Below are 20,093 nucleotides of genomic sequence, written 5' to 3' on the forward strand. Positions count from 1 at the left end.
TGTATTTAGCAATAATGTTTACGGTATGTTAGTTATAGCTGAAAATTATATTAACGCTATGTTACTAGAGCTTATTCTGTTAATTATTTATACAATTATTGGTATGGTATAGAACCACTAACTAAAAAACAATCATGTTTATTAGTTTCTTCTTATTTGACAAATATTTATCAGTACAGCTTTAATCTTCTTTAATGACTTGTGTGGGGATAATAATCTTGAAATTAACCCCTTTTTCGATTTCACTACTAAAAGATATTTTGCCACCTAGTGCTTGTGTTACTAAATTATAAACAAGGTGTAAACCCAAACCACTGCCACCAGAACCCCTCTTAGTTGTGGTGAAGGGCTCAAAAACTTTATTTATAATAGAAGGCTCAATACCCCGACCATCGTCTTGATAGTCAATCGTAAGCATATCGCTGGTAATGCTTATCTTTATGGTAATTTCGCCATGATCTCTATCATCAAAGCCATGATTAATAGAATTTTGTATTAAATTGATAATAATTTGATTAATCGGGCCTGGTTTGCTCTTTATAACAAGTTCGCTTGGGCAGTTTACATTGATAATAAAAGGTAATTTTTTAACTTGTGGCGCTAAGGTTAATAATATGTCGTCGAACAAGTTTTTGATATTGAATGTCCGTGCTTCTTCACTTGATTGGTCAACAGCCACTTTTTTGAAGCTGGCAATTAATTCTGCAGCACGCTTCAAATTACGGTAAATAATAGCGGTATTTTCTTCCCCTTCAACAAGAAACTTTTTCAACTGACTTGATTTTAAAGTTTTATCATCAAAAGCTTTTTTTATTTCTATTAAGCGATCTGATAATAATGTTGAAGCGGTAACGCCCAAACCTATCGGGGTATTTACTTCATGAGCGACACCGGCAACCATATCCCCTAATGAAGCCATTTTTTCACTTTCAACAAGTTGCCCTTGAAACTGATGCAACTTTTCTAATGTCGAAAGTAACTCATTATTTGAATCCTTTAGGGCTTGAGTACGCTTATTTACTTTACCTTCAAGATCTTGGTTTTGTTGATAAGTGAGTTGCTTGGCATCTGACAGTTTAGCAATTTGTGTTTCAGCTCTATTGAGTACAATGTTTATGTTGCGCGCTAGAATATCGAGCTCTTTAAAAGGCATTTGTTCAATGCGTAAATTGAATTTTTTATGTTTAGATATCTCTTGTATTTTACTCGCCATCTCGGACATAGGAGTCGTAATAAAGCGATTCAGTGTTATTGAAACTAAAGCGGCAATTAAAATAAAGATAAAAATTACCAGGCTATAACGCAAGAATAGATCATTTGTTATTTGCTGAATATGGTCACTATTGACTTGTAAGTAAACGTAGCCAATTTTTTTATCATTATCGATAATCGGTACTATAAGTTCTATTATATGAGCGCTAAATTTTGCTGTAGATAACTCTGCTATCTTGTCACTTTTTTCAGGAATAGCACTGCCAATTGAATTTTTGTTGTAGCTAGTAAAGAAAGTAATACCTTTGGGTTGAGGGTATGTTTTATAAATATGAACATGCCTAATATAGGGGACATGTTTTAACATTGATAAATAATCATTAATCAATGTTGTTTCATCATTCACCAAGTTGGTACTATGAGTATTTGCGATAAGCTCAGCCCAATATTTGGTATTAATTGCCGCGTCCTCCTTAGTATCTTCAATGATTAAATTAGTGATGACAAAAGAAGAGAGAATAACAGTCAATACAAGGAAACCGATGATCATAATCATCAGTTTTAATTTTAATGAGTGAATGCTTTTCATTTTTTCCATATATTTATAGTAACTTAAATTTTATATTGAGCAATTAAATTGAACAATGATAAAGGGAAAAGCCCTTTTGCTTAGCTAAAATCTGTGTTCGACCAATCTCTTCTTCCATTATGGGTTGATAACGTAAAAAACTATTAGCAACAACCGTGACTTGACCTTTAGGTTTTAAATGAGGTTTTATTTTTGAAAGGAATGTTTCTGTTGCTTGATAATTGGTTTTTAAACCTTGATGAAATGGCGGGTTTGAAATAACGTGATTGAACTTTCCTTTTACATCAGACAGGCTATTTGATGGAAAAACATTACCGGTTAAGTTGTTTAACGTTAATGTTGCTTGCGCAGAATATAAGGCTAACGCGTTGACATCCAGTAAATGTAAATTAACCTCTGGAAAAACCTTACCAATATAACTGGCTATAACGCCGGCACCACAACCAAAATCAAGCAGTTCGCCGTTAATTTTCTTAGGTAAATTTTCTAACAATACCTGTGTGCCAATATCGAGGCCGTTTTGACTGAATACTCCGGGCAAGGCAACCACATCTATAGTCGTGTCTTTAAGCACAAAAGAATATGGTTTTAACCAGTTTGCTAAAATAAATGACTCTTGCGTGGCAAGCATGTTGCTTGCAAATAATAAGCAATGACGAGCAGCATCAATTTTTGCACAATCCCCGAGTTGCTGTTCGGTTAACTTTGCTAATGATTTAATACCACTTTTATTCTCACCAACGACTAAAACTAAACACTCTTTTGCGACAGACTCTTTAATCATCGCTAGCATAAAAGTTAATTCGGCCTTACTTTTAGGAAACTGAATAATAACTAAATCGTGGACAGCATTACTTTGATAATGAGCATTAAATACCGATGTCATTTGAGTGAGTTCTAATCGCTCAGCTTGTAAGTGAAATTGGTAATTAGTGTTGTAGCATGTCATCACTGCTTGAGGCTGAATTTCATGGTACTCTTTAAAAAAATCGTCAACAGGTAAGTTGATAAATAATGGAGATTTTGCTTTTAGTAAATCGGGATTACGCAGCAATAATTGATTAATGTTATCTAACAAAGTCACTCTCAAATAATGGGGTTATGGCGTGAATAAAAATAAAGCTTATGTCATAAATTAATTAACGGTATGTTATACGCTTAACGATAAGATATGTTTATAATGGCGAGTATTCTACGTGAATATTCTTACCATGTCAGAAACGCGAATAATAAATCTATAAATCACCATATAAAATTCAGGGAGTGGGTTATTTTTACTAAAATTTTTACTTGGTTTAAAGTGAAACTAATACGCAGTGATAAGCGTGCATGGTTACTAAAACTTCGCTATTTTACTGTCCCTAATTGGTTTAGAAAAACGCCTGTCGCAGAAGTTTATTTAGCACTTAACGACCCTTATAGTTTTATGCTTATTCAGGTGCTACCAGAGCTAGAGCAACGTTTTAATATTCAATTTAAATTATTTTTAGTTTATGAAAGTGTACCAGGGGTGACTATTGACCCAAAATTAATGCGCACTTGGGCCATAAAAGATGCCAACTTTATTGCTGAACAATACCAATTAAAAAAAATAACACAACAACCGACTCAAGAATCACTTTTTACCGGTCAGCAAATGTGGCAGTTGCGACCAAAAACATTAGATAATGCTTGGCAACTCTTTCAGCAAACTTGGTTGAATGAGTTTGATTATTACTATCATGCATCTACACCGGTAATAAATTATCAAATTAAAAATTTAATGCGTTTGGTTAAACAAGGACATTACTTACCTTCGTCTATTTTTATTGCAGGGCAATGGTTTGTCGGTATTGATAGACTTGAACATCTAGAAAAACGTTTGGCAGATTTTGGCTTAGCTAAAGATGACAGTATTGCTGTTTATCAAAAAAATAAATTAGTATTTGCCGAGCGACCAGCGAAAGATAGTGCCGCAGACATCGCAGACATCGCAGACATCGCAGATAGACCGATACTAGAAGCCTTTATTTCATTACGAAGCCCTTATTCTTATATTGGCTTATTGCAAGCAGAAAAATTGAGTCAGCATTATCATATTCCATTAAAGATAAAGCCGTTATTGCCTTTGGTTATGCGAGGGTTAACGATTACAGAAAACAAACAACGTTATGCTGTTTTTGATGCCAGTCGAGAAGCTAAAAAACTTAATATTCCTTTTACCGGCATTGCAGATCCTTTAGGGCAAGGTATTTTTAATGCTTTTCAGATTTTTTCGTATGCAGAGCAACAAAATAAAGAACTGGCTTTTATTAAGTCTGCGTTCAAGGCCATCTACGTTGATGGCCTAAATTTGTCGCATAAATCGGTGATCGAATCTTTATGTCAGCAGCATGAAATAAATTATCTGCAAGCGTTAGAATATAATAATGAACATGATTGGCAACAGTGGTCTGACACTAACCAAAGTACTTTAGATGGCATGGGATTATGGGGTGCACCTTGTTTTCGTTTTCAAGATGTTATTTGTTGGGGACAAGACCGTTTGGCACAAATTGAACAAGCGATCATTGTTTCATAAGATATAATATATCCGTATTATATCTATTTATAGGTCTATTGACTCAACATTAGAATAAATGTTCTAATGTTGTTGTCCTGAATTCAATAAAGTTTTGTTTTTAAAATAAACGAAACTCTATGATAAAGGGCCAGAAGAGGAGCATTAACCAGGTAGTTATCATAAAGAGATCAAACTCTAATGATTGATAACGAGGGGGATTAATGCCGAGATAAGTAATTTTTTGATAATTTACTTATCGGTTGTTTGGGTTGAATCCTAGCAATTGTCACCAACTTGGTGGGGAGCTTCTGGCCTTTGTAAAGCCTAATGCTCTTCACAGAAGTGATTATTATCTAGGTTATTACAAGCGCCTAAAAGTTCTCCGAACGAACAGAGTTCGAGAGAAATGAATCAAATAAAACCATCAAAAAAAATTAGCTCTACAGCTACCGCAACGCTTCATAACACTATCTTATGGACAGCATTAATCACGCCATTACTTGATGATGGTGCAATCGATTTCCCAAGCCTTAAACAGTTAGCCATTAGCCAGTCTGATGCCGGTAACGGCATTGTACTGCTAGGTAGCACAGGAGAGGGGCTCGCCTTAACATCGCAAGAGCAGGTTAAGATTGTTGATTTCGTTTGCCAGCTATCACTCAGTGCACCTTTAATGGTTGCTGTTGGCGGTTGTCAGTTAACTGAGCAAGTTAATTGGATAACCGCTTGTAATAAATTGCCTATTTCAGCTTATTTACTTGGCAGTCCCATTTATGCAAAGCCCGGTGCGGTAGGTCAAACGCAATGGTTTAGTGCCTTACTTGATGCCGCTAACTTTCCTTGCATGTTATATAACGTCCCTTCTCGTAGTGGTGTTTCCATTGCTATTGAAACGTTACAGGCGGTACAAAATCATCAACATTGCTGGGCGTTAAAAGAAGCCAGTGGCGATTTAAACCAGGTACTCGCCTATCGCCAGTACTGTCCTGACATCGCCCTATATAGCGGAGAAGACGCGATGATGCCTTACTTAGCACAAGCGGGTGTAAAAGGGCTAGTTTCGGTTTGTAGTAATGCTTGGCCGGCGGCGACCCATCAATACGTTGAGCTATCGCTAGCTGGCGAGACTCAAGGTCTATTTCCACTTTGGCAAAATGCGGTCGATGAGCTTTTTCAGGTAGCAAGTCCCATCCCAGTAAAAATATTAATGCACCAAAATAAAATGATCACCACTCCTTTTTTACGTGCGCCGTTAACCCATTTAGAACTTAGCGATTGCAATTCGCTGTTAGCCTCAGATAAGCAAATCAATCAATGGCTTGAAAATCAAGCTAAGTGATCCCTTTAAGTATTAACAAGAGAATTTAAAATGAATTGGCAAGAAACATTAACACAATTAGAAGCAGGTACCGTTCGTGCGGCAAACCAAGATGAAGCAGGAAATTGGCAGGCAAATGTAGCCGTGAAGGAAGCCATATTATCAGCATTTAAAGCGGGCAAAAACATTGCTTTTGACGGTATTTATCAGGGTTTTGTTGATAAACATAATTTACCTGCGCGTGAGTTTACCGCTGACGATAACGTACGATTAGTACCGGGTGGTTCTTCAGTTCGCCGTGGTGCGCATGTTGCTGCTGGTGTCATTATTATGCCACCTGCTTACATTAATGTTGGCGCTTTTGTTGATACAGGTACTATGATTGATAGCCATGCATTAATTGGCTCGTGCGCGCAAATAGGTAAAAATGTTCATGTGTCTGCTGCTGTTCAAATTGGTGGTGTTTTAGAGCCTGTTGGTGCAAGTCCAGTTATTATCGAAGATGGTGCCTTTCTAAGTGCTGGTGTGGTCATTGTCGAAGGTATTGTTGTTAAAAAAGGGGCTGTTTTAGCACCGGGTGTCTCGCTTTCAGCATCAGTGCCTGTTTACGATTGTGTGAACGAAGTGATGCTTGAAAAAGGGGCTGATATTCCTGAACGTGCTGTAGTGGTGCCGGGAACACGTCCTGTTTCAGGGGGCTGGGCTAAAACACATGGTTTAAATATGGCTTGTGCATTAATCGTTAAATATCGCGATGAAAAAAGTAATGCCTCGTTAGAACTTGAGTCTATTTTACGTTAAACCCTCGTAGGTAAAGCAGGAATATCATGTCTGAGTTAGCAAATACTACTACTTGTTTTGATTCTCCTTTAGCGCTTGAATTAATCGCTGAGTTAACAAAACAACAACCTGAAAGTAGCCAACAAGAAGGTTACTTTGTTTATCATCTTGATGCCCTAAAAGCACATTTAGCCGAACTACAACGCCAAGACGTTATCAAGTTATGGTTTGCGGTAAAAGCGAACCCGTTATCCAAAATTATTACAACCTTAGATGATGCGGGGTTTAATTTTGATGTGGCGAGCAGTGGCGAATTAAATCAAGTCTTAAAGCAAGGTATTTCACCCGAACGTATCTTAAATACAGGTCCGGCAAAATCAAAAAGACAAATAACGGCGTTTATTAAACAAGGCGTTACTATTTTTGTTGCCGAAAGTTTGAATCAATTAATTTGGTTAAATGAAGCGGCCATTGAAAATAATGTTAAGCCACGAGTGCTGTTGCGCGTTCAGTTGCAATGGCCAGAGGGTGACAAAAATCCTTTAGGGGGAAATAGCCTAACACCATTTGGTTTGTCGATAGAGCAATGGCAAACCATTAAAGTGGCTAACTTTCCTGATATTGAACTTTGTGGTTTACATGTTTTTCAATGGGGCAATATGCTCAGTAATGAAAAAATGTTCTCGTTGTGGTCACAAATGGTTGCGCCATTAAAAGGCTTAGCTGATGACATAGGTATGCCATTAAAAATACTAGATTTAGGCGGTGGCTTAGGTATTGATTATTTACAGCAAGGGAAAACACTTTCTTGGCAAAAAATTATTGCTGATTTGGCGATCATAAAACAGCAGGCTGGTGCCGAAGAGTTATGGTTAGAGCTAGGCCGTTTTGCGGTTGCTGAGTGTGGTTATTACGTAGTTCCCGTTGTTGATAGAAAAATAAATTACGGTCAAGAGCAGTTAGTCTTAGCCGCGGGTATTAATCATTTGTTACGACCGGCTATAACCGAACAGCCTTTTCCGGTAAATTTACTACGACAATCTGTACGCGAAAAACAGTTGTTCGATATTCATGGTCCACTATGTACCAGTATGGACAAATTGGGCAAGTTGCCTTTGCCCATTGACGTATCGGTTAACGATCAACTGATATTTGGCTATTGCGGAGCTTACGGTTTTACTGAAAGTATGCCGTTTTTTCTTTGCCATCATATCGCGGCTGAATATGTGTTTAGTCAAGGGACATTGGTTGAAGTCAGAGCAGCACAACCAGCAGATTGGTACTTAAGATAGCGATAAATACTTCAGCTTATTATTTAAGGTAAAGTGAAAAAATGAACGAAATAAAAAAAGAAGTTATGCATGTCGGAGAAATGGCCAGTGGCGCAGCACTTACCGTTCCTGTTTATCGTATAAAAGGACGTACTGATGCACCGAGTGTTTATATTCAAGCGAATATGCATGGCGCTGAAGTGCAAGGTAATGCGGTTATTTTTCAATTATTAGAGTTATTGACAAATACTAAAATCAATGGCGATATTACTTTAGTACCTTATGCGAACCCTGTTGGTTGTAATCATAAAAATGGTGAATATACCCTTGGCAGATTTGATCCCATCACCGGGGTGAATTGGAACCGGATGTATCACTTTGATGAAAGTATTATTAAACCATTTGTTCGTGAATGTATTGGCAAAACAAACCCAGTCATTGAAGCCAATTTTAAAAAGCTGATGATCGAAAGCATTGAAGAAAAACTTAACCACAATATTTACGGGCTAACAACCGGCCAACGCATTGCTTATCAATTACAACGTTTGGCACATCAAGCTGACTATGTCTTAGACTTACATACCGGCCCTATTTCAAGTAAACATTTATACTGCCCGGAATATGCACAAGAAAGCGCCCAGTACTTTGATATTCCACATACATTATTAATTCCTAATGACTTTGATGGTGCCTTAGATGAAGCAACATTCTGCCCATGGTGGTCATTACAAGACGCTTTTGCCGAATTAGGCATCGAGTTCTCGATTAGTTCAGCGTCTATTAACAAAGAAAGCTTTACCGTTGAATTAGGCTCGCAAGAACAGATTGATCTTGATGTCGCCTTAGAAGATGCTAAAAGTATTATGAATTATTTACAGCATAAAAATGTTATCACCACCACAGGTTACCTACCTAAAACGATGACACGTTATGGCTGTTATTTAAAAAACTACAAAGCATTTTATTCACCAATGGGAGGCATGGTCGACTATTTGGCTGAATTTGGTCAACCATTAGCTGCGGGTGAGCCACTGGCGAGAATTCTGCGCATGGACAATTATGGTGACGGCGATCCGTTGCACTATATTTCACTCGATAAAAAAGTAATTCCTATTTTACATTTTGCCTCAGCGAGTGTGAATCAAGGTACAGAATTATATAAAGTGTTTAGTGAGTATTTTGAATTTTAACGCTTGATTTTTTAGTTACTATTATTAAAAAGCCTTCTTAAAATATGATTAAGAAGGCTTTTTTATTTATAGGATGAACGTCATTTTTGAAGGGTAATTTTAAATACTACAGCTTCAAGTGCGTATTAAAGTAATTAGTCATCATGGTTTTAATGTGTAACGTTGTGCCACTACCTTCATATAAGCCATGGCTACGATTCGGATAAGACATAAAGTCAAACTGACGGTTGTGCTTAACTAATTCATTAATCAGACGTTCAGAACCTTGGTAATGCACATTATCATCACCTGTGCCATGGATAAGTAATAACTTACCTTGTAGATTCTTCGCATGGGTAATAGGTGAGCCTTGTTTGTAACCTTCAGCAAAATCTTCCAACAAACCAGAATAACGTTCTTGGTAAATAGAATCATATAAGCGTTGATCAGGCACCGGTGCTAAAGAAATACCGACATGATATTGCTCAGGGTAACGGAACATCATATTTAAGGTCATCGAACCACCGCCAGAATGTCCCCAAATAGCAACATGGTCAGTATCAATATAGTCCCAACGATTGGCCATTGCTGTTAATGCGTCAGATTGGTCGCGTGAAGAAAGTACGCCTACTGCGCCATAAATTGATTTGCGCCACGCTCTGCCTTTTGGTGTACGTGTACCGCGATTATCAATAGAGGCTATGATGTAACCTTGTTCAGTTAACATTTGATCCCACATAGTGGCACTGCCACGCCAGCTATCAGTAACCGTTTGTCCCCAAGACTCTCCATAAACATAAAAAATGATAGGATATTTTTTCTTAGGATCAAAATCTGCCGGGCGAATAATATAACCGTCTAAGACCACACCATCTTGTGCTTTTACTTGGAAAAACTCATGATCTATTTTTGGTAACTGGGCTAATTTATCGATTAATACCTTGTTGTCCATCATCATATGTTGGGTTTTATGACCGTCAATTTTTACTAAACGCTTTTGTGTCGGTTGGCTAAACGTTGAGTGCGAATGAATCGCCCACTGTCCGTCTGCCGACATTTGGTAACTATTAGTACCAGCAAATTCTTTGGGAGTGACCCGTTGATTACTTAAACTTCCATCAAGTTTGCTGCGATATAAGTAACGCTGTGCAACATTGTCCGGTGAAGCTATGTAGTACAACCAACCGTTTTCTTCGTCGATGGTTTGAATGCTTATTACATCAAAGTTACCTTCGGTTAAGTTTAAGGCCGTTTTTCCGTCACGTGTTATGTTGAAAACATGGCGCCAACCACTGCGTTCACTGGTCCATAAAAAGCTGTTACCTTGGTTTAACCAGCGAGCATCATCAAAGAAATCAAGAAAGGTCTCTTCTTGCTCTGTCATTACCGTTGTAACATCTCCGGTATTAGCGTTAGCCAAATAAAGAATATTAGTGTCTTGTTTACGGTTGACGTGCTGTACCAATATTTGTTGACTGTTACCTGACCAATTCATCCGTGGAATGTACATATTACGTGAATTATTAGGTAAGTTTGCCCATGTGGTTTTAGTGGTCGTTAAATTTACTACACCAACTTTTGGTAAGGCATTGGTTTCGCCCACTTTAGGATAAGGGAATTTTGTGATGGTCGGGTAAAGCTCATCAGTATTGTTAATCATAATGAAGTCTTTACTGCCACTGGTGTCTAACTGCCAGTAGGCAATTTTTTCACCGTCCGGGCTCCAGCGGAAACCATCTTTAATGGTAAATTCTTCTTCGTAAACCCAGTCAAATAAGCCATTGATTTTGCCATTGCCGGCATCAAACGTCAGCTGAGACACTTTATGGTTGGATAAATTTTCTACATAAATATTGTCTGCGACCACGTAAGCGACTTTACTTGCATCAGGCGAAAATTTTGCAAACATTAACGAGCTTGCTGAAGGGTTTTTGCCGCCAAGCTGTATTAATTTATTGGTTTTTATATCTAATAACCAATAATCACCTCGACTGTTTGAACGCCATACTTTTTTACTATTAGTATAAATAAGCAGTTTTTTACGGTCGTCTGACCAAGTGTAATTATCTATATCTAATGGCTTTTCAGTACCTTTAGGTGTCAGTTGCTGTGCCGAAATTAATACCGAACGCTGCAAGGTTTCAGGGTTATAAACAACAATATCGCGACCTATACTGACTTCCTTACCTTCTTTATCTATTTCTGATTTTGCTGATTTTTCAACAATGGTGTAACCACTACCGTCGGCTAACCAACGTAGGCGAGAAATATAATCTGAGCTAAATTCAGCCTCTTTGTAGATGCGCTCAACGGTTAACGGCGCTGATTTTTTAAGGTTAATGTTAGTATTTGTGGTATTTTCTGTGCTGATGTTTTGACAAGCAGCTAATGATACTGCAATTGCAGTGGTCAATGCGGTTGAGCATAGCCAACGAATTATTTTTATTTTAGGCATAATGTTTCCTTAATTTGCGTACAATCACTTTAAATTGTATACAATTAATTGGCAATGCCGTTGGTCGACTATTTTGTCACTTTTACCGTATTTAAATGATCGTTTAGTGGTTGAAAAAAGTAAATTTGACCTCACCTATTGCACATTAAAAAACAAAAGGTTGAACCATGAATAACGCACTAGAAATTTCTGGCTTAAAAAAAGTTTATAAAGGTGGTTTTACTGCACTTAAAGGTATCGATCTTACGGTTAAACAAGGTGACTTTTTTGCTTTACTTGGTCCCAATGGCGCAGGTAAGTCGACAACCATAGGTATCATTACCTCTTTGGTTAATAAAACCGCGGGTAGTGTTAAGGTTTTTGGTCATGATATTGATAAAGAACTTGAACAAGCTAAGAGCTATTTAGGTCTAGTCCCGCAAGAATTTAACTTTAATCAATTCGAAACCTTGTTAACTATTTTAGTTAATCAAGCCGGTTATTATGGTGTTGAACGTTCTTTGGCATTTAAACGCGCCGAAAAGTACCTGAAAAAACTCGATTTATGGGACAAGCGAAACGATGCAGGTCGCATGCTTTCAGGAGGAATGAAACGTCGCCTGATGATTGCAAGAGCGCTAATGCATGAACCGCAGGTACTTATTCTTGATGAACCTACTGCTGGCGTTGATATTGAACTTCGTCGCTCAATGTGGATCTTCTTACGTGAGTTAAACAAGCAGGGTATTACCATCATTTTAACGACCCATTATTTGGAAGAAGCTGAAATGCTTTGTCGAAATATTGCCATTATTGACTCAGGTGTGATCGTTGAAGATACCGATATGAAATCTCTGCTGTCAAAATTAGATCAAGAAACTATTGTCTTTGATATCGACTCTATTACGACAGCGCCACAACTTGATGAATTTACTTGTCGTTTAATTGATGACCATACCTTAGAAGTTGATGTGAAAAAATCGCAACTTATTAATGATATTTTTAGTCAACTGAATGGACAAAACATTAACGTTCGTAGTATGCGCAATAAAAGTAATCGTCTAGAAGAGTTATTTGTCAGTCTAGTGGGTAGTGGGCAAAAAGTTAAACAGGAGAGTAAATAGTATGTCGTCAAAAAGTAATTTTATTGCTCTGAAAAGCATTTTATATAAAGAAATTAATCGTTTTATGCGGATATGGGTGCAAACATTGGTGCCGCCGGCTATTACCATTAGTTTATACTTCGTTATTTTTGGTGAGCTTATTGGTTCGCGTATTGGACAAATGGGTGGCTTTGATTATATGTCGTTCATTGTGCCCGGTTTAATCATGATGAGTGTTATTACTAATTCATACTCCAATGTCGCCTCGTCATTTTTTAGTGCTAAATGGCAGCGCAATGTTGAAGAAATGCTGGTTGCGCCCGTACCCAATTGGGTGATTGTTGCCGGTTATGTTGGTGGCGGTATGGCACGTGGCATGTTGGTGGGTACGATAGTTACTTTAGTGTCTTTATTGTTTGTTGATATTCAAATTCATAATATTTGGGTGATTATTGCCACGGTGAGTTTAACGTCAGCTACGTTTGCCTTGGGCGGTTTGATTAACGCTATTTTTGCTGGTAGTTTCGATGATATATCCATTATACCAACCTTTATTTTAACGCCATTAACCTATCTTGGTGGTGTCTTTTATTCGATCAGTTTACTGCCTGATTTTTGGCAAGGTGTTTCACATTTAAACCCTATCGTTTATATGGTGAATGCTTTTAGATACGGATTTTTAGGTATTAGTGATGTGAGTCTAACATTGGCCTTTTCTGTATTAGCGGCATTTATTATTACCTTATATACGATTGCAATGACACTTATCACCAAAGGAATAGGGCTGCGTAGCTAATGACTATCAATACCGATAAAGAGGATGTTAACGTGACCGGTGATTCAAGAGTTATTATCACTAATCAACCCGGCATTCATGAAAACCTTGAAGAAATTGTTGAAAAACATTTACTGCACCGTTCGCAAAAGCCTTTTCAAGCACATACCGAGCAAGCGTTTGCCGAAATGGATGCTTTAGTAAAGGCCCATCAAGGCGATGTTATTTTAGACTCGTGCTGTGGTGTTGGGCAAAGTACACGTATTTTAGCTAAACAAAATCCGCAGGCTTTAGTGATTGGTGTTGATAAGTCAGCGCATCGCATTAATCGTAATGTTGATGAACTTCTCCATGACGATGGCGCTAAAATTGAGAATTTCCATTTAGTTAGAGCAAATTTGAATGATTTTTATCGCTTGGTTGACCAAGCAAATTGGCCGGTCACAAAACATTATATTTTGTATCCAAACCCTTGGCCTAAATCGAAACATATTCAAAGGCGCTGGCACGGTAGTGCGGTATTTCCACAAATTATTAATATTGGTGAACAAATTATTTTGCGCAGTAACTGGCGATTATACTTAGAAGAGTTTCAATTTGCTGCCGATATAGCCGGTGTTTTAGGCGACATTAGTGCGATTACTAATGAGGAGCCATTAACGCCTTTTGAAGCAAAATATAAAGCCAGTGGTCAACCTTGCTGGCAGTTATTGCTCAATCGTGAATATTTACCTTTTATATAGTTTTATTGAATATACTGCTTAGCAAAATTGACAATAAGTTAGTGAAACTCGCTAACTTACTTAATGTGCAGTCAAGGATGATTTGCGGTTATATTTAATTTTATAATATAAATCAATTACTTAAAATAGATGGCTTAGATCTTGATTACTTTTTGATTAATGAGTAATAATACTCAATCAAAAGGGATATTGAAGATGAATAATTTAATTAAAAAGAATGTATTAATGATGGCGTTAAGCACTTTAGCACTGGTTGAATTAGCGCTAGTTTATGCGGCAACCGTTATTTAGCGACTTAATTGCGGGACATTTCTCTGGCAGATAACAATAAAGTACAAGACATTTCAGTCATTTTTTATTAAAGTGCCGTTTTATGTTTACTTACCAACATGGTTACAACGGCAAGGTATGACGACGAATAAGCGCACAGCAAAAGCGACTCAAGAGTCTTTACATAGTATTTTTACAATTCCGGAAGCACCTGATTCTACGTTGGGGCTGATCGAAAAAGAAATATCAGAAAATCTTGCGGGTTTTTTAGGTAATCATATTGCTGCAAAAGAACGTGCCTTAAGTGAAATTGAAAAAGATTTCGCTAGCTCGGCAATACCCGAAGAGCCTAGCTTCGTTTCTGACCATACTCGTCATATTTTAGATAAAGTTGTTGCACAGTCAGTGCATACATCAAGCCCGAGTTTTATCGGTCATATGACCTCAGCTTTACCTTACTTTATTTTACCGCTTTCTAAATTGATGGTGGGTTTAAATCAGAATTTAGTCAAAATTGAGACATCAAAAGCATTTACCCCACTTGAACGTCAAGTGCTAGGTATGATGCATCGTTTGGTTTATCAAGATAATGACCATTTTTATGAGCAATGGATGCACAGTGCTAACCATTCATTAGGTGCCTTTTGTTCAGGTGGCACTGTCGCCAATTTAACAGCCTTTTGGGTCGCGCGTAATAATTTGTTGAAAGCTGATGGTGATTTCAAAGGTATTGCACGAGAAGGCTTATTTAACGCATTAAAACATTATAAATACGATGGCTTAGTGATTTTAGTGTCTGACCGTGGCCATTATTCATTAAAGAAGTCTGCTGATATCTTAGGGATTGGTCAGGACAGTGTAATTTCAATTCCTACCGATGGTCATAACCGCATTGATTGTCAGAAATTGCGTGAAAAATGCCTTGAGCTAAAACAAAGAAATATCCGCGTATTAAGTATTGTTGGCGTTGCTGGTACTACAGAAACAGGCAATATCGATCCATTAGATAAAATGGCTGATATCGCGGAAGAGTTTCAGACACACTTTCATGTTGATGCTGCATGGGGTGGTGCGACATTATTATCGAATAAATACCGTCCGTTGCTAAAAGGTATTGAACGCGCAGACTCGGTAACTATCGATGCTCACAAGCAAATGTATGTGCCTATGGGGGCTGGCTTGGTAGTTTTTAAAAACCCCGCTTCTGTTGCTTCTATTGAACACCATGCTGAATATATTTTACGTAAAGGTTCAAAAGATTTAGGCTCACATACTCTGGAAGGTTCAAGACCGGGTATGGCAATGTTGGTGTATGCAAGCTTACATATTATTAGCCGACCTGGTTATGAAATGTTAATTAACCAAGGAATTGACCGAGCACGGTATTTTGCAAAACGCATTAATCAGCATGCTGACTTTGAGTTAATAACTGAACCAGAGTTATGTTTATTAACCTATCGCTACAATCCAAAAGCGGTGCAAAATTTATTAGCAAGTAGTTCAGCAGAACAACAAGATAAGATTAATGATTTACTTGATGATCTAACTAAATTTATTCAAAAGCGCCAACGTGAAAATGGTAAATCATTTGTTTCACGTACCCGTATTGAAGTGCAGCGTTATCAAGGTCGAAAAACCGTGGTTTTTCGTGTTGTACTGGCGAACCCGCTAACCTCCAATGAAATTCTTAATGATGTGCTAGTAGAGCAACTTGAATTAGCCCAAGAAAGTGAAACCTTTTTACCTGATTTATTGTCTTTAACTTAGCTTATATTTTGTAATTCTGCTTAAATGTTTTGTTTTACTTTCGTTTTGTAAGTTGTTTCTTTCGTTATATTCTTTTTATTCTTAAGTTTTAAATTTTAACTTATTGGTAAATAGAGCTATTTTTATTTTTAATGAGTTTTTGTTCTATAAAGTTTCATTTAGATCTATAAATGTTATTTTCTTTATGAAAGTTGTTATGTAATAATTCATACACGATTACATTTTGTGGTGGTAATAATTATGGAATACGACATGAGAAAAACTCCAGTAGAAGTATCTGAACACAATCACGCTGACATTTCATCGGTTCAACAAGCCTTAATTGAAGCGCAAAAAGAAATTCTAGAATTGCAATCGCAAATTCAGTGGTTAGAACGCTCATACGAATAACGCTTCGTCGTGTTTTATCACAGTAAATACTAAAAAGCCGAACGTTATGAAAATAACATTCGGCTTTTTTGATCTTTATTTATTAATACGAGCAGTAAATAATTACTTCAGGAAAACTTGTAAATTATCGATTAACCTTGCTTTACCACAATGTGCAGCGGCGAGGATCACTAATTCTTTATCATCTTTATTGGCAGGTTGTAGTGTTCTTGCATGACAAATATCAATATAGTCCGTTTTCATACCGGCATTATTGATCAAATGAGTGGCTTGTTTGATCAGACCACTAAAGTCGTGATCAGACTTTATTTGCTGTGCTAGCCATTGAATGTTTTTTGCCAATGCTGGTGCTATTGCAAGTTGTTCCGGCGTTAAATAACCGTTTCTCGAACTCATTGCTAAGCCGCTTTTTTCGCGAACCGTATCGACAGCAATAATATCAATAGCCATTGAAAGGTCTTCAACCATAGTTTTTATCACTTGGACTTGCTGATAGTCTTTTAAACCAAAACAGGCGATGTCTGGTTGTACTAAATTAAACAGTTTACACACAACCGTCGCAACACCACGAAAGTGCCCTGGGCGGCTTTCTCCACAGTAACCAACAGATACATTGGGTACATCAACATAAGTCTGCTTATCTAGCCCTTTTGGATAAATCATTTGCGCTGAAGGGATAAAGAGTAAATCAGTATTAGCTATTACTAACTGCTGTTGATCGTTATCGAGCGTGCGCGGGTAATTATCAATATCTTCATTAGCGCCAAACTGCATGGGGTTAACAAAAATACTGGCAACCACTTTATCGGCGTGGCGATGAGCTTCTGTTATTAAAGCTATATGGCCAGCGTGTAAATTTCCCATGGTAGGGACAAACGCTATTTTTAAACCTTGTTTACGCCATTCAGTGACTTGCTGGCGTAACTCGATAATCTCATTTACTATTTTCATATAGGGTATTTTACAATCTATTTAACAAAAATATGTTCGTCACCAGGGAAATTTCCATCAGAAACTTCGCTAATGTATAACTCAATGGCTTTTTTAATATCGCCAGTATCGATTAAAAAGTTACGTGAAAACTTTGGCATATAGCTACAGGAAATACCCAAAGCATCGTGCATTACCAATATTTGACCATCGGTATCTTTACCTGCTCCAATACCAATAGTTGGAATTGAAACAGCTGCAGAAATCGCTTTACCTAAATCACAAGGTATACATTCCAACACTAACAATTGTGCGCCAGCCGCTTCAAGTAACTTAGCATCGGCGATCATTTTATCTGCTTGTGATTTTTCACGACCTTGTACTTTAAAGCCACCAAAGACATTCACAGATTGTGGTGTTAAGCCTAAGTGGGCGCAGACAGGAATACCGCGTTCTACTAAGCCTTTAATCGTATCAACTAGCCATTCACCACCTTCCATTTTCACCATACTTGCACCCGCTTGCATAAGTTTTGCTGCGTTAGTGAAAGCTTGTTCTTTAGTGGCATAGGTCATAAAAGGCATATCACTAATGATGAGGGTGTCAGTAACGCCACGCTTTACCGACTGTGTATGATAAGCCATATGGTCTATATCAACAGGTAAGGTGTCATCTTGGCCTTGTAAAACCATACCTAATGAATCACCAATTAAAATAGCGTGAATACCGGCTTGGTCGAATAGCTTTGCAAAGCTTGCATCATATGCGGTGATAGTGGAAATTTTTTCACCTTGCTGTTTCATTTTTAGCAAAGTTGATGTGGTTATCTTAGCCATATTTAGTCCAAAATTTTTAAGGTTTGAGTAAATACTCAGAGAGCGTATTTGAGTGCGCGTACTTTCGCATAATTGTTAAATTAGCGCAACTTGCTATGAATTTTTAACCCGTTTGTAGCAATAGCTTGGCTTAATGCTAAAACGTGCTTGCCATTGGGTAGTGTTAGTTTAGGTGATAACTCTGCAAGTGGCAGTAAGACAAACTCACGCAGCTCTAAACCATAATGAGGCACGGTTAAGCGTTCGTGGTTAATGGTTTCATTATCAAATAAAAGCATATCTAAATCAAGAATGCGTGCGCCCCAGCGATTATCTTTTCGAACACGACCGGCATTATTTTCGATGGCTTGTAATGCGTTCAGCAATTCTAAAGAACTTAGTTCGGTTTTTAGCGAGGCAACGGCATTGATATAATCAGGTTGGTCTTGTGGTCCCATTGGCCGACTAAAATAAAGCGAAGAAACACCAATGAGTGTGGTGTTTTTTATTTCTGCTAAGCACGCTACTGCAAGTTCTATTTGTTTTTGAGGATCAGACAAATTACTGCCTAATCCAACATAGACTAATGCCATTAATCGGTACTGCTCGATTTATCTTCGCGTACAACCCGACGTTTTCTAGGGCTTCTACGGCTGGTAGTTCGTGATTGTGCAATACTTTTTATCATCAATTCTTGCGTATTGTGGTCATTCACTTGAAAGTCAGTCCACCATTTTGCTAATTCTTCTAATGCCGGGTTTTCAGGTGACGATTCAATTTGGGCTCTTAGTAAAAGAAAATCATAACCCGCACGGAATTTCTGATGCTCTAGCGCCTTATAAGCACGTTTACCATCACGACGACTTAACTTATCTTGCAGGATCCATATATCTTTCATTACCGCCTGAAAACGTTTAGGGATACCTATACTGCGTTGTTGTTCTGACATTATTTCGCTTAAAGCAGCAAAAAATACATCTTGGGGTGACAGCTGTGGTTGTGCGCTACGTAAACGTTCAACGTGACTTTGCAACGGATACCAAAGCATAGCGGCAAATAAGAATGCTGGCGTGACACGTTGCTCATTATTAATGCGGCTATCGGTATTTTCTAGTGCTTGAACAATAAAGCGTTCGATATGCGGATGATTGCCTTTACTGAGCATTTGGTCAGTTGCCGGGAAAAAATAACGAAATAAATCATATTTTCTTAACTGCTGAAAAGTCAATTGCGCTTTGCCGGCAATGAATAATTTTAAAAATTCTTCAAACATTCTTGCTGGTGGTATGTTTGCCATTAAAGGGGCTAATTCAGCAATTGGCGCTTCCGTTTCTGGGCTAATGGTCATATCTAGCTTAGTGGCAAATCTAATTGCACGTAGCATACGAACTGGATCTTCACGATAACGTGTTTGTGGATCACCAATCAAACGGATTAATTTAGCGTTGATATCGCCAATACCGTTAGCAAAATCATGTACTTTAAAATCTTTTGCGCTGTAGTAAAGGGCGTTAATGGTAAAATCACGACGTTCGGCATCTTCTTCGATAGAGCCATAAATATTATCACGCAGCAACATGCCATCTTCACTTTGTTTTGAAGTCTTTTGACAGCTTTGTTCTTTCTCTGGCGCATTTTCATGATGGCCACGGAACGTTGCTACTTCAATAATTTCACGGCCAAAAACAATATGTGCTAACCGGAAACGACGACCTATTAATCGACAATTACGAAAGAGATCTTTAATTTGTTCAGGCGTCGCATTAGTCGCTATATCAAAGTCTTTTGGCTCTAAACCAAGCAATAAATCACGTACACCACCACCCACTAAATAGGCGTCATAGCCACCACTATTTAAGCGGTAAAGCACTTTTAAGGCGTTGTTGCTCATTTTCTTACGAGAAACATTATGCTGGTCGCGTGTTAAAACAGTAGAGCCTGAGGTCGGCTGAATTTTAGTTGAGCTTTTAGCCATTTTTTTAGAG

17 protein-coding genes and 1 riboswitch are annotated in these 20,093 nt (G+C 37.8%); of the genes, 10 read left to right on the forward strand and 7 right to left on the reverse strand.

The window, feature by feature from the left end; all coding sequences use genetic code 11:
- Positions 1-181: 181 nt before the first annotated feature.
- Both ESZ26_RS09530 and ESZ26_RS09535 read right to left on the reverse strand, forming a co-directional pair.
- Entirely contained in the window at positions 182-1,801 is a 1,620-nt protein-coding gene (locus ESZ26_RS09530) for a sensor histidine kinase (RefSeq protein ID WP_170246345.1), read from the reverse strand.
- Positions 1,802-1,844: 43 nt separating this feature from the next.
- Positions 1,845-2,879: a methyltransferase gene (locus ESZ26_RS09535; RefSeq protein ID WP_395880451.1), complete on the reverse strand. Its 1,035-nt coding sequence runs from the start codon at positions 2,877-2,879 to the stop codon at positions 1,845-1,847.
- Between the two features lie 222 nt (positions 2,880-3,101).
- On the opposite strand from ESZ26_RS09535, the gene ESZ26_RS09540 reads away from it, so the two are divergent.
- The 5 genes from ESZ26_RS09540 (at position 3,102) to ESZ26_RS09560 (ending at position 8,902) form a co-directional block, all read left to right on the forward strand.
- Positions 3,102-4,361 carry a DsbA family protein gene (locus ESZ26_RS09540; RefSeq protein WP_170246346.1) on the forward strand — a complete coding sequence of 420 codons (1,260 nt, stop codon included), beginning with the start codon at positions 3,102-3,104 and terminating at the stop codon, positions 4,359-4,361.
- Positions 4,362-4,487: 126 nt separating this feature from the next.
- A riboswitch (Lysine riboswitch) is annotated at positions 4,488-4,659 on the forward strand.
- A 90-nt stretch (positions 4,660-4,749) separates the two neighbouring features.
- Positions 4,750-5,682, forward strand: coding sequence for a 4-hydroxy-tetrahydrodipicolinate synthase (dapA, locus tag ESZ26_RS09545; protein WP_146796901.1), 933 nt, complete (start codon positions 4,750-4,752; stop codon positions 5,680-5,682).
- 30 nt (positions 5,683-5,712) lie between these two features.
- Entirely contained in the window at positions 5,713-6,462 is a 750-nt protein-coding gene (locus ESZ26_RS09550; RefSeq protein ID WP_146796904.1) for a 2,3,4,5-tetrahydropyridine-2,6-dicarboxylate N-succinyltransferase, read from the forward strand.
- Between the two features lie 26 nt (positions 6,463-6,488).
- Positions 6,489-7,733, forward strand: coding sequence for a PLP-dependent decarboxylase (locus ESZ26_RS09555; RefSeq protein ID WP_146796906.1), 1,245 nt, complete (start codon positions 6,489-6,491; stop codon positions 7,731-7,733).
- 41 nt (positions 7,734-7,774) lie between these two features.
- On the forward strand, positions 7,775-8,902 hold the full coding sequence (locus ESZ26_RS09560) for a succinylglutamate desuccinylase/aspartoacylase family protein (RefSeq protein ID WP_146796909.1): 1,128 nt from the start codon (positions 7,775-7,777) through the stop codon (positions 8,900-8,902).
- A gap of 106 nt (positions 8,903-9,008) precedes the next feature.
- Here ESZ26_RS09560 and ESZ26_RS09565 read toward each other — a convergent pair whose 3' ends face one another.
- Positions 9,009-11,336, reverse strand: a complete 2,328-nt coding sequence (locus ESZ26_RS09565; protein ID WP_146796912.1) for a S9 family peptidase — start codon at positions 11,334-11,336, stop codon at positions 9,009-9,011.
- A gap of 167 nt (positions 11,337-11,503) precedes the next feature.
- On the opposite strand from ESZ26_RS09565, the gene ESZ26_RS09570 reads away from it, so the two are divergent.
- The 5 genes from ESZ26_RS09570 to ESZ26_RS19220 all read left to right on the forward strand — a co-directional run bounded on the left by ESZ26_RS09570 (position 11,504) and on the right by ESZ26_RS19220 (position 16,363).
- A complete protein-coding gene (locus ESZ26_RS09570) occupies positions 11,504-12,439 on the forward strand; it encodes an ABC transporter ATP-binding protein (protein WP_146796915.1) in 936 nt (311 codons plus the stop codon).
- Position 12,440: 1 nt separating this feature from the next.
- On the forward strand, positions 12,441-13,214 hold the full coding sequence (locus ESZ26_RS09575; RefSeq protein ID WP_146796918.1) for an ABC transporter permease: 774 nt from the start codon (positions 12,441-12,443) through the stop codon (positions 13,212-13,214).
- Positions 13,214-13,936 (forward strand): tRNA (guanine(46)-N(7))-methyltransferase TrmB, encoded by a 723-nt coding sequence (gene trmB / locus ESZ26_RS09580; RefSeq protein WP_146796921.1) that lies wholly within the window; start codon positions 13,214-13,216, stop codon positions 13,934-13,936. Before ESZ26_RS09575 ends, trmB begins: the two co-directional genes overlap by 1 nt.
- Before the next feature lie 408 nt (positions 13,937-14,344).
- Positions 14,345-15,973 (forward strand): pyridoxal-dependent aspartate 1-decarboxylase PanP, encoded by a 1,629-nt coding sequence (gene panP, locus ESZ26_RS09585; RefSeq protein ID WP_146796924.1) that lies wholly within the window; start codon positions 14,345-14,347, stop codon positions 15,971-15,973.
- 252 nt (positions 15,974-16,225) lie between these two features.
- Positions 16,226-16,363, forward strand: coding sequence for a hypothetical protein (locus ESZ26_RS19220; protein WP_157470960.1), 138 nt, complete (start codon positions 16,226-16,228; stop codon positions 16,361-16,363).
- Positions 16,364-16,465: 102 nt separating this feature from the next.
- Here ESZ26_RS19220 and panC read toward each other — a convergent pair whose 3' ends face one another.
- The 4 genes from panC to pcnB all read right to left on the reverse strand — a co-directional run bounded on the left by panC (position 16,466) and on the right by pcnB (position 20,083).
- Positions 16,466-17,314: a pantoate--beta-alanine ligase gene (panC, locus tag ESZ26_RS09590; RefSeq protein WP_146796927.1), complete on the reverse strand. Its 849-nt coding sequence runs from the start codon at positions 17,312-17,314 to the stop codon at positions 16,466-16,468.
- Between the two features lie 17 nt (positions 17,315-17,331).
- A complete protein-coding gene (gene panB, locus ESZ26_RS09595; protein ID WP_146796930.1) occupies positions 17,332-18,129 on the reverse strand; it encodes a 3-methyl-2-oxobutanoate hydroxymethyltransferase in 798 nt (265 codons plus the stop codon).
- 80 nt (positions 18,130-18,209) lie between these two features.
- Entirely contained in the window at positions 18,210-18,701 is a 492-nt protein-coding gene (folK, locus tag ESZ26_RS09600) for a 2-amino-4-hydroxy-6-hydroxymethyldihydropteridine diphosphokinase (protein ID WP_146796933.1), read from the reverse strand.
- Positions 18,701-20,083, reverse strand: a complete 1,383-nt coding sequence (gene pcnB, locus ESZ26_RS09605; protein WP_146796936.1) for a polynucleotide adenylyltransferase PcnB — start codon at positions 20,081-20,083, stop codon at positions 18,701-18,703. The genes folK and pcnB overlap by 1 nt, the downstream gene beginning before the upstream one ends.
- Positions 20,084-20,093: the final 10 nt, after the last annotated feature.

Origin of the sequence: Colwellia hornerae (assembly GCF_007954355.1) — a bacterium.
Classification (GTDB): domain Bacteria; phylum Pseudomonadota; class Gammaproteobacteria; order Enterobacterales; family Alteromonadaceae; genus Colwellia_A; species Colwellia_A hornerae.

Excerpts from the sequence above, each read along its gene's own strand:
- ESZ26_RS09530 (WP_170246345.1), bottom strand. The coding sequence starts at position 1,801 with ATGAAAAGCATTCACTCATTAAAATTAAAACTGATGATTATGATCATC.
- dapA (WP_146796901.1), top strand. The coding sequence starts at position 4,750 with ATGAATCAAATAAAACCATCAAAAAAAATTAGCTCTACAGCTACCGCA.
- ESZ26_RS09550 (WP_146796904.1), top strand. The coding sequence starts at position 5,713 with ATGAATTGGCAAGAAACATTAACACAATTAGAAGCAGGTACCGTTCGT.
- ESZ26_RS09555 (WP_146796906.1), top strand. The coding sequence starts at position 6,489 with ATGTCTGAGTTAGCAAATACTACTACTTGTTTTGATTCTCCTTTAGCG.
- ESZ26_RS09560 (WP_146796909.1), top strand. The coding sequence starts at position 7,775 with ATGAACGAAATAAAAAAAGAAGTTATGCATGTCGGAGAAATGGCCAGT.
- ESZ26_RS09565 (WP_146796912.1), bottom strand. The coding sequence starts at position 11,336 with ATGCCTAAAATAAAAATAATTCGTTGGCTATGCTCAACCGCATTGACC.
- ESZ26_RS09570 (WP_146796915.1), top strand. The coding sequence starts at position 11,504 with ATGAATAACGCACTAGAAATTTCTGGCTTAAAAAAAGTTTATAAAGGT.
- ESZ26_RS09575 (WP_146796918.1), top strand. The coding sequence starts at position 12,441 with ATGTCGTCAAAAAGTAATTTTATTGCTCTGAAAAGCATTTTATATAAA.
- trmB (WP_146796921.1), top strand. The coding sequence starts at position 13,214 with ATGACTATCAATACCGATAAAGAGGATGTTAACGTGACCGGTGATTCA.
- panP (WP_146796924.1), top strand. The coding sequence starts at position 14,345 with ATGACGACGAATAAGCGCACAGCAAAAGCGACTCAAGAGTCTTTACAT.
- ESZ26_RS19220 (WP_157470960.1), top strand. The coding sequence starts at position 16,226 with ATGAGAAAAACTCCAGTAGAAGTATCTGAACACAATCACGCTGACATT.
- panC (WP_146796927.1), bottom strand. The coding sequence starts at position 17,314 with ATGAAAATAGTAAATGAGATTATCGAGTTACGCCAGCAAGTCACTGAA.
- panB (WP_146796930.1), bottom strand. The coding sequence starts at position 18,129 with ATGGCTAAGATAACCACATCAACTTTGCTAAAAATGAAACAGCAAGGT.
- folK (WP_146796933.1), bottom strand. The coding sequence starts at position 18,701 with ATGGCATTAGTCTATGTTGGATTAGGCAGTAATTTGTCTGATCCTCAA.
- pcnB (WP_146796936.1), bottom strand. The coding sequence starts at position 20,083 with ATGGCTAAAAGCTCAACTAAAATTCAGCCGACCTCAGGCTCTACTGTT.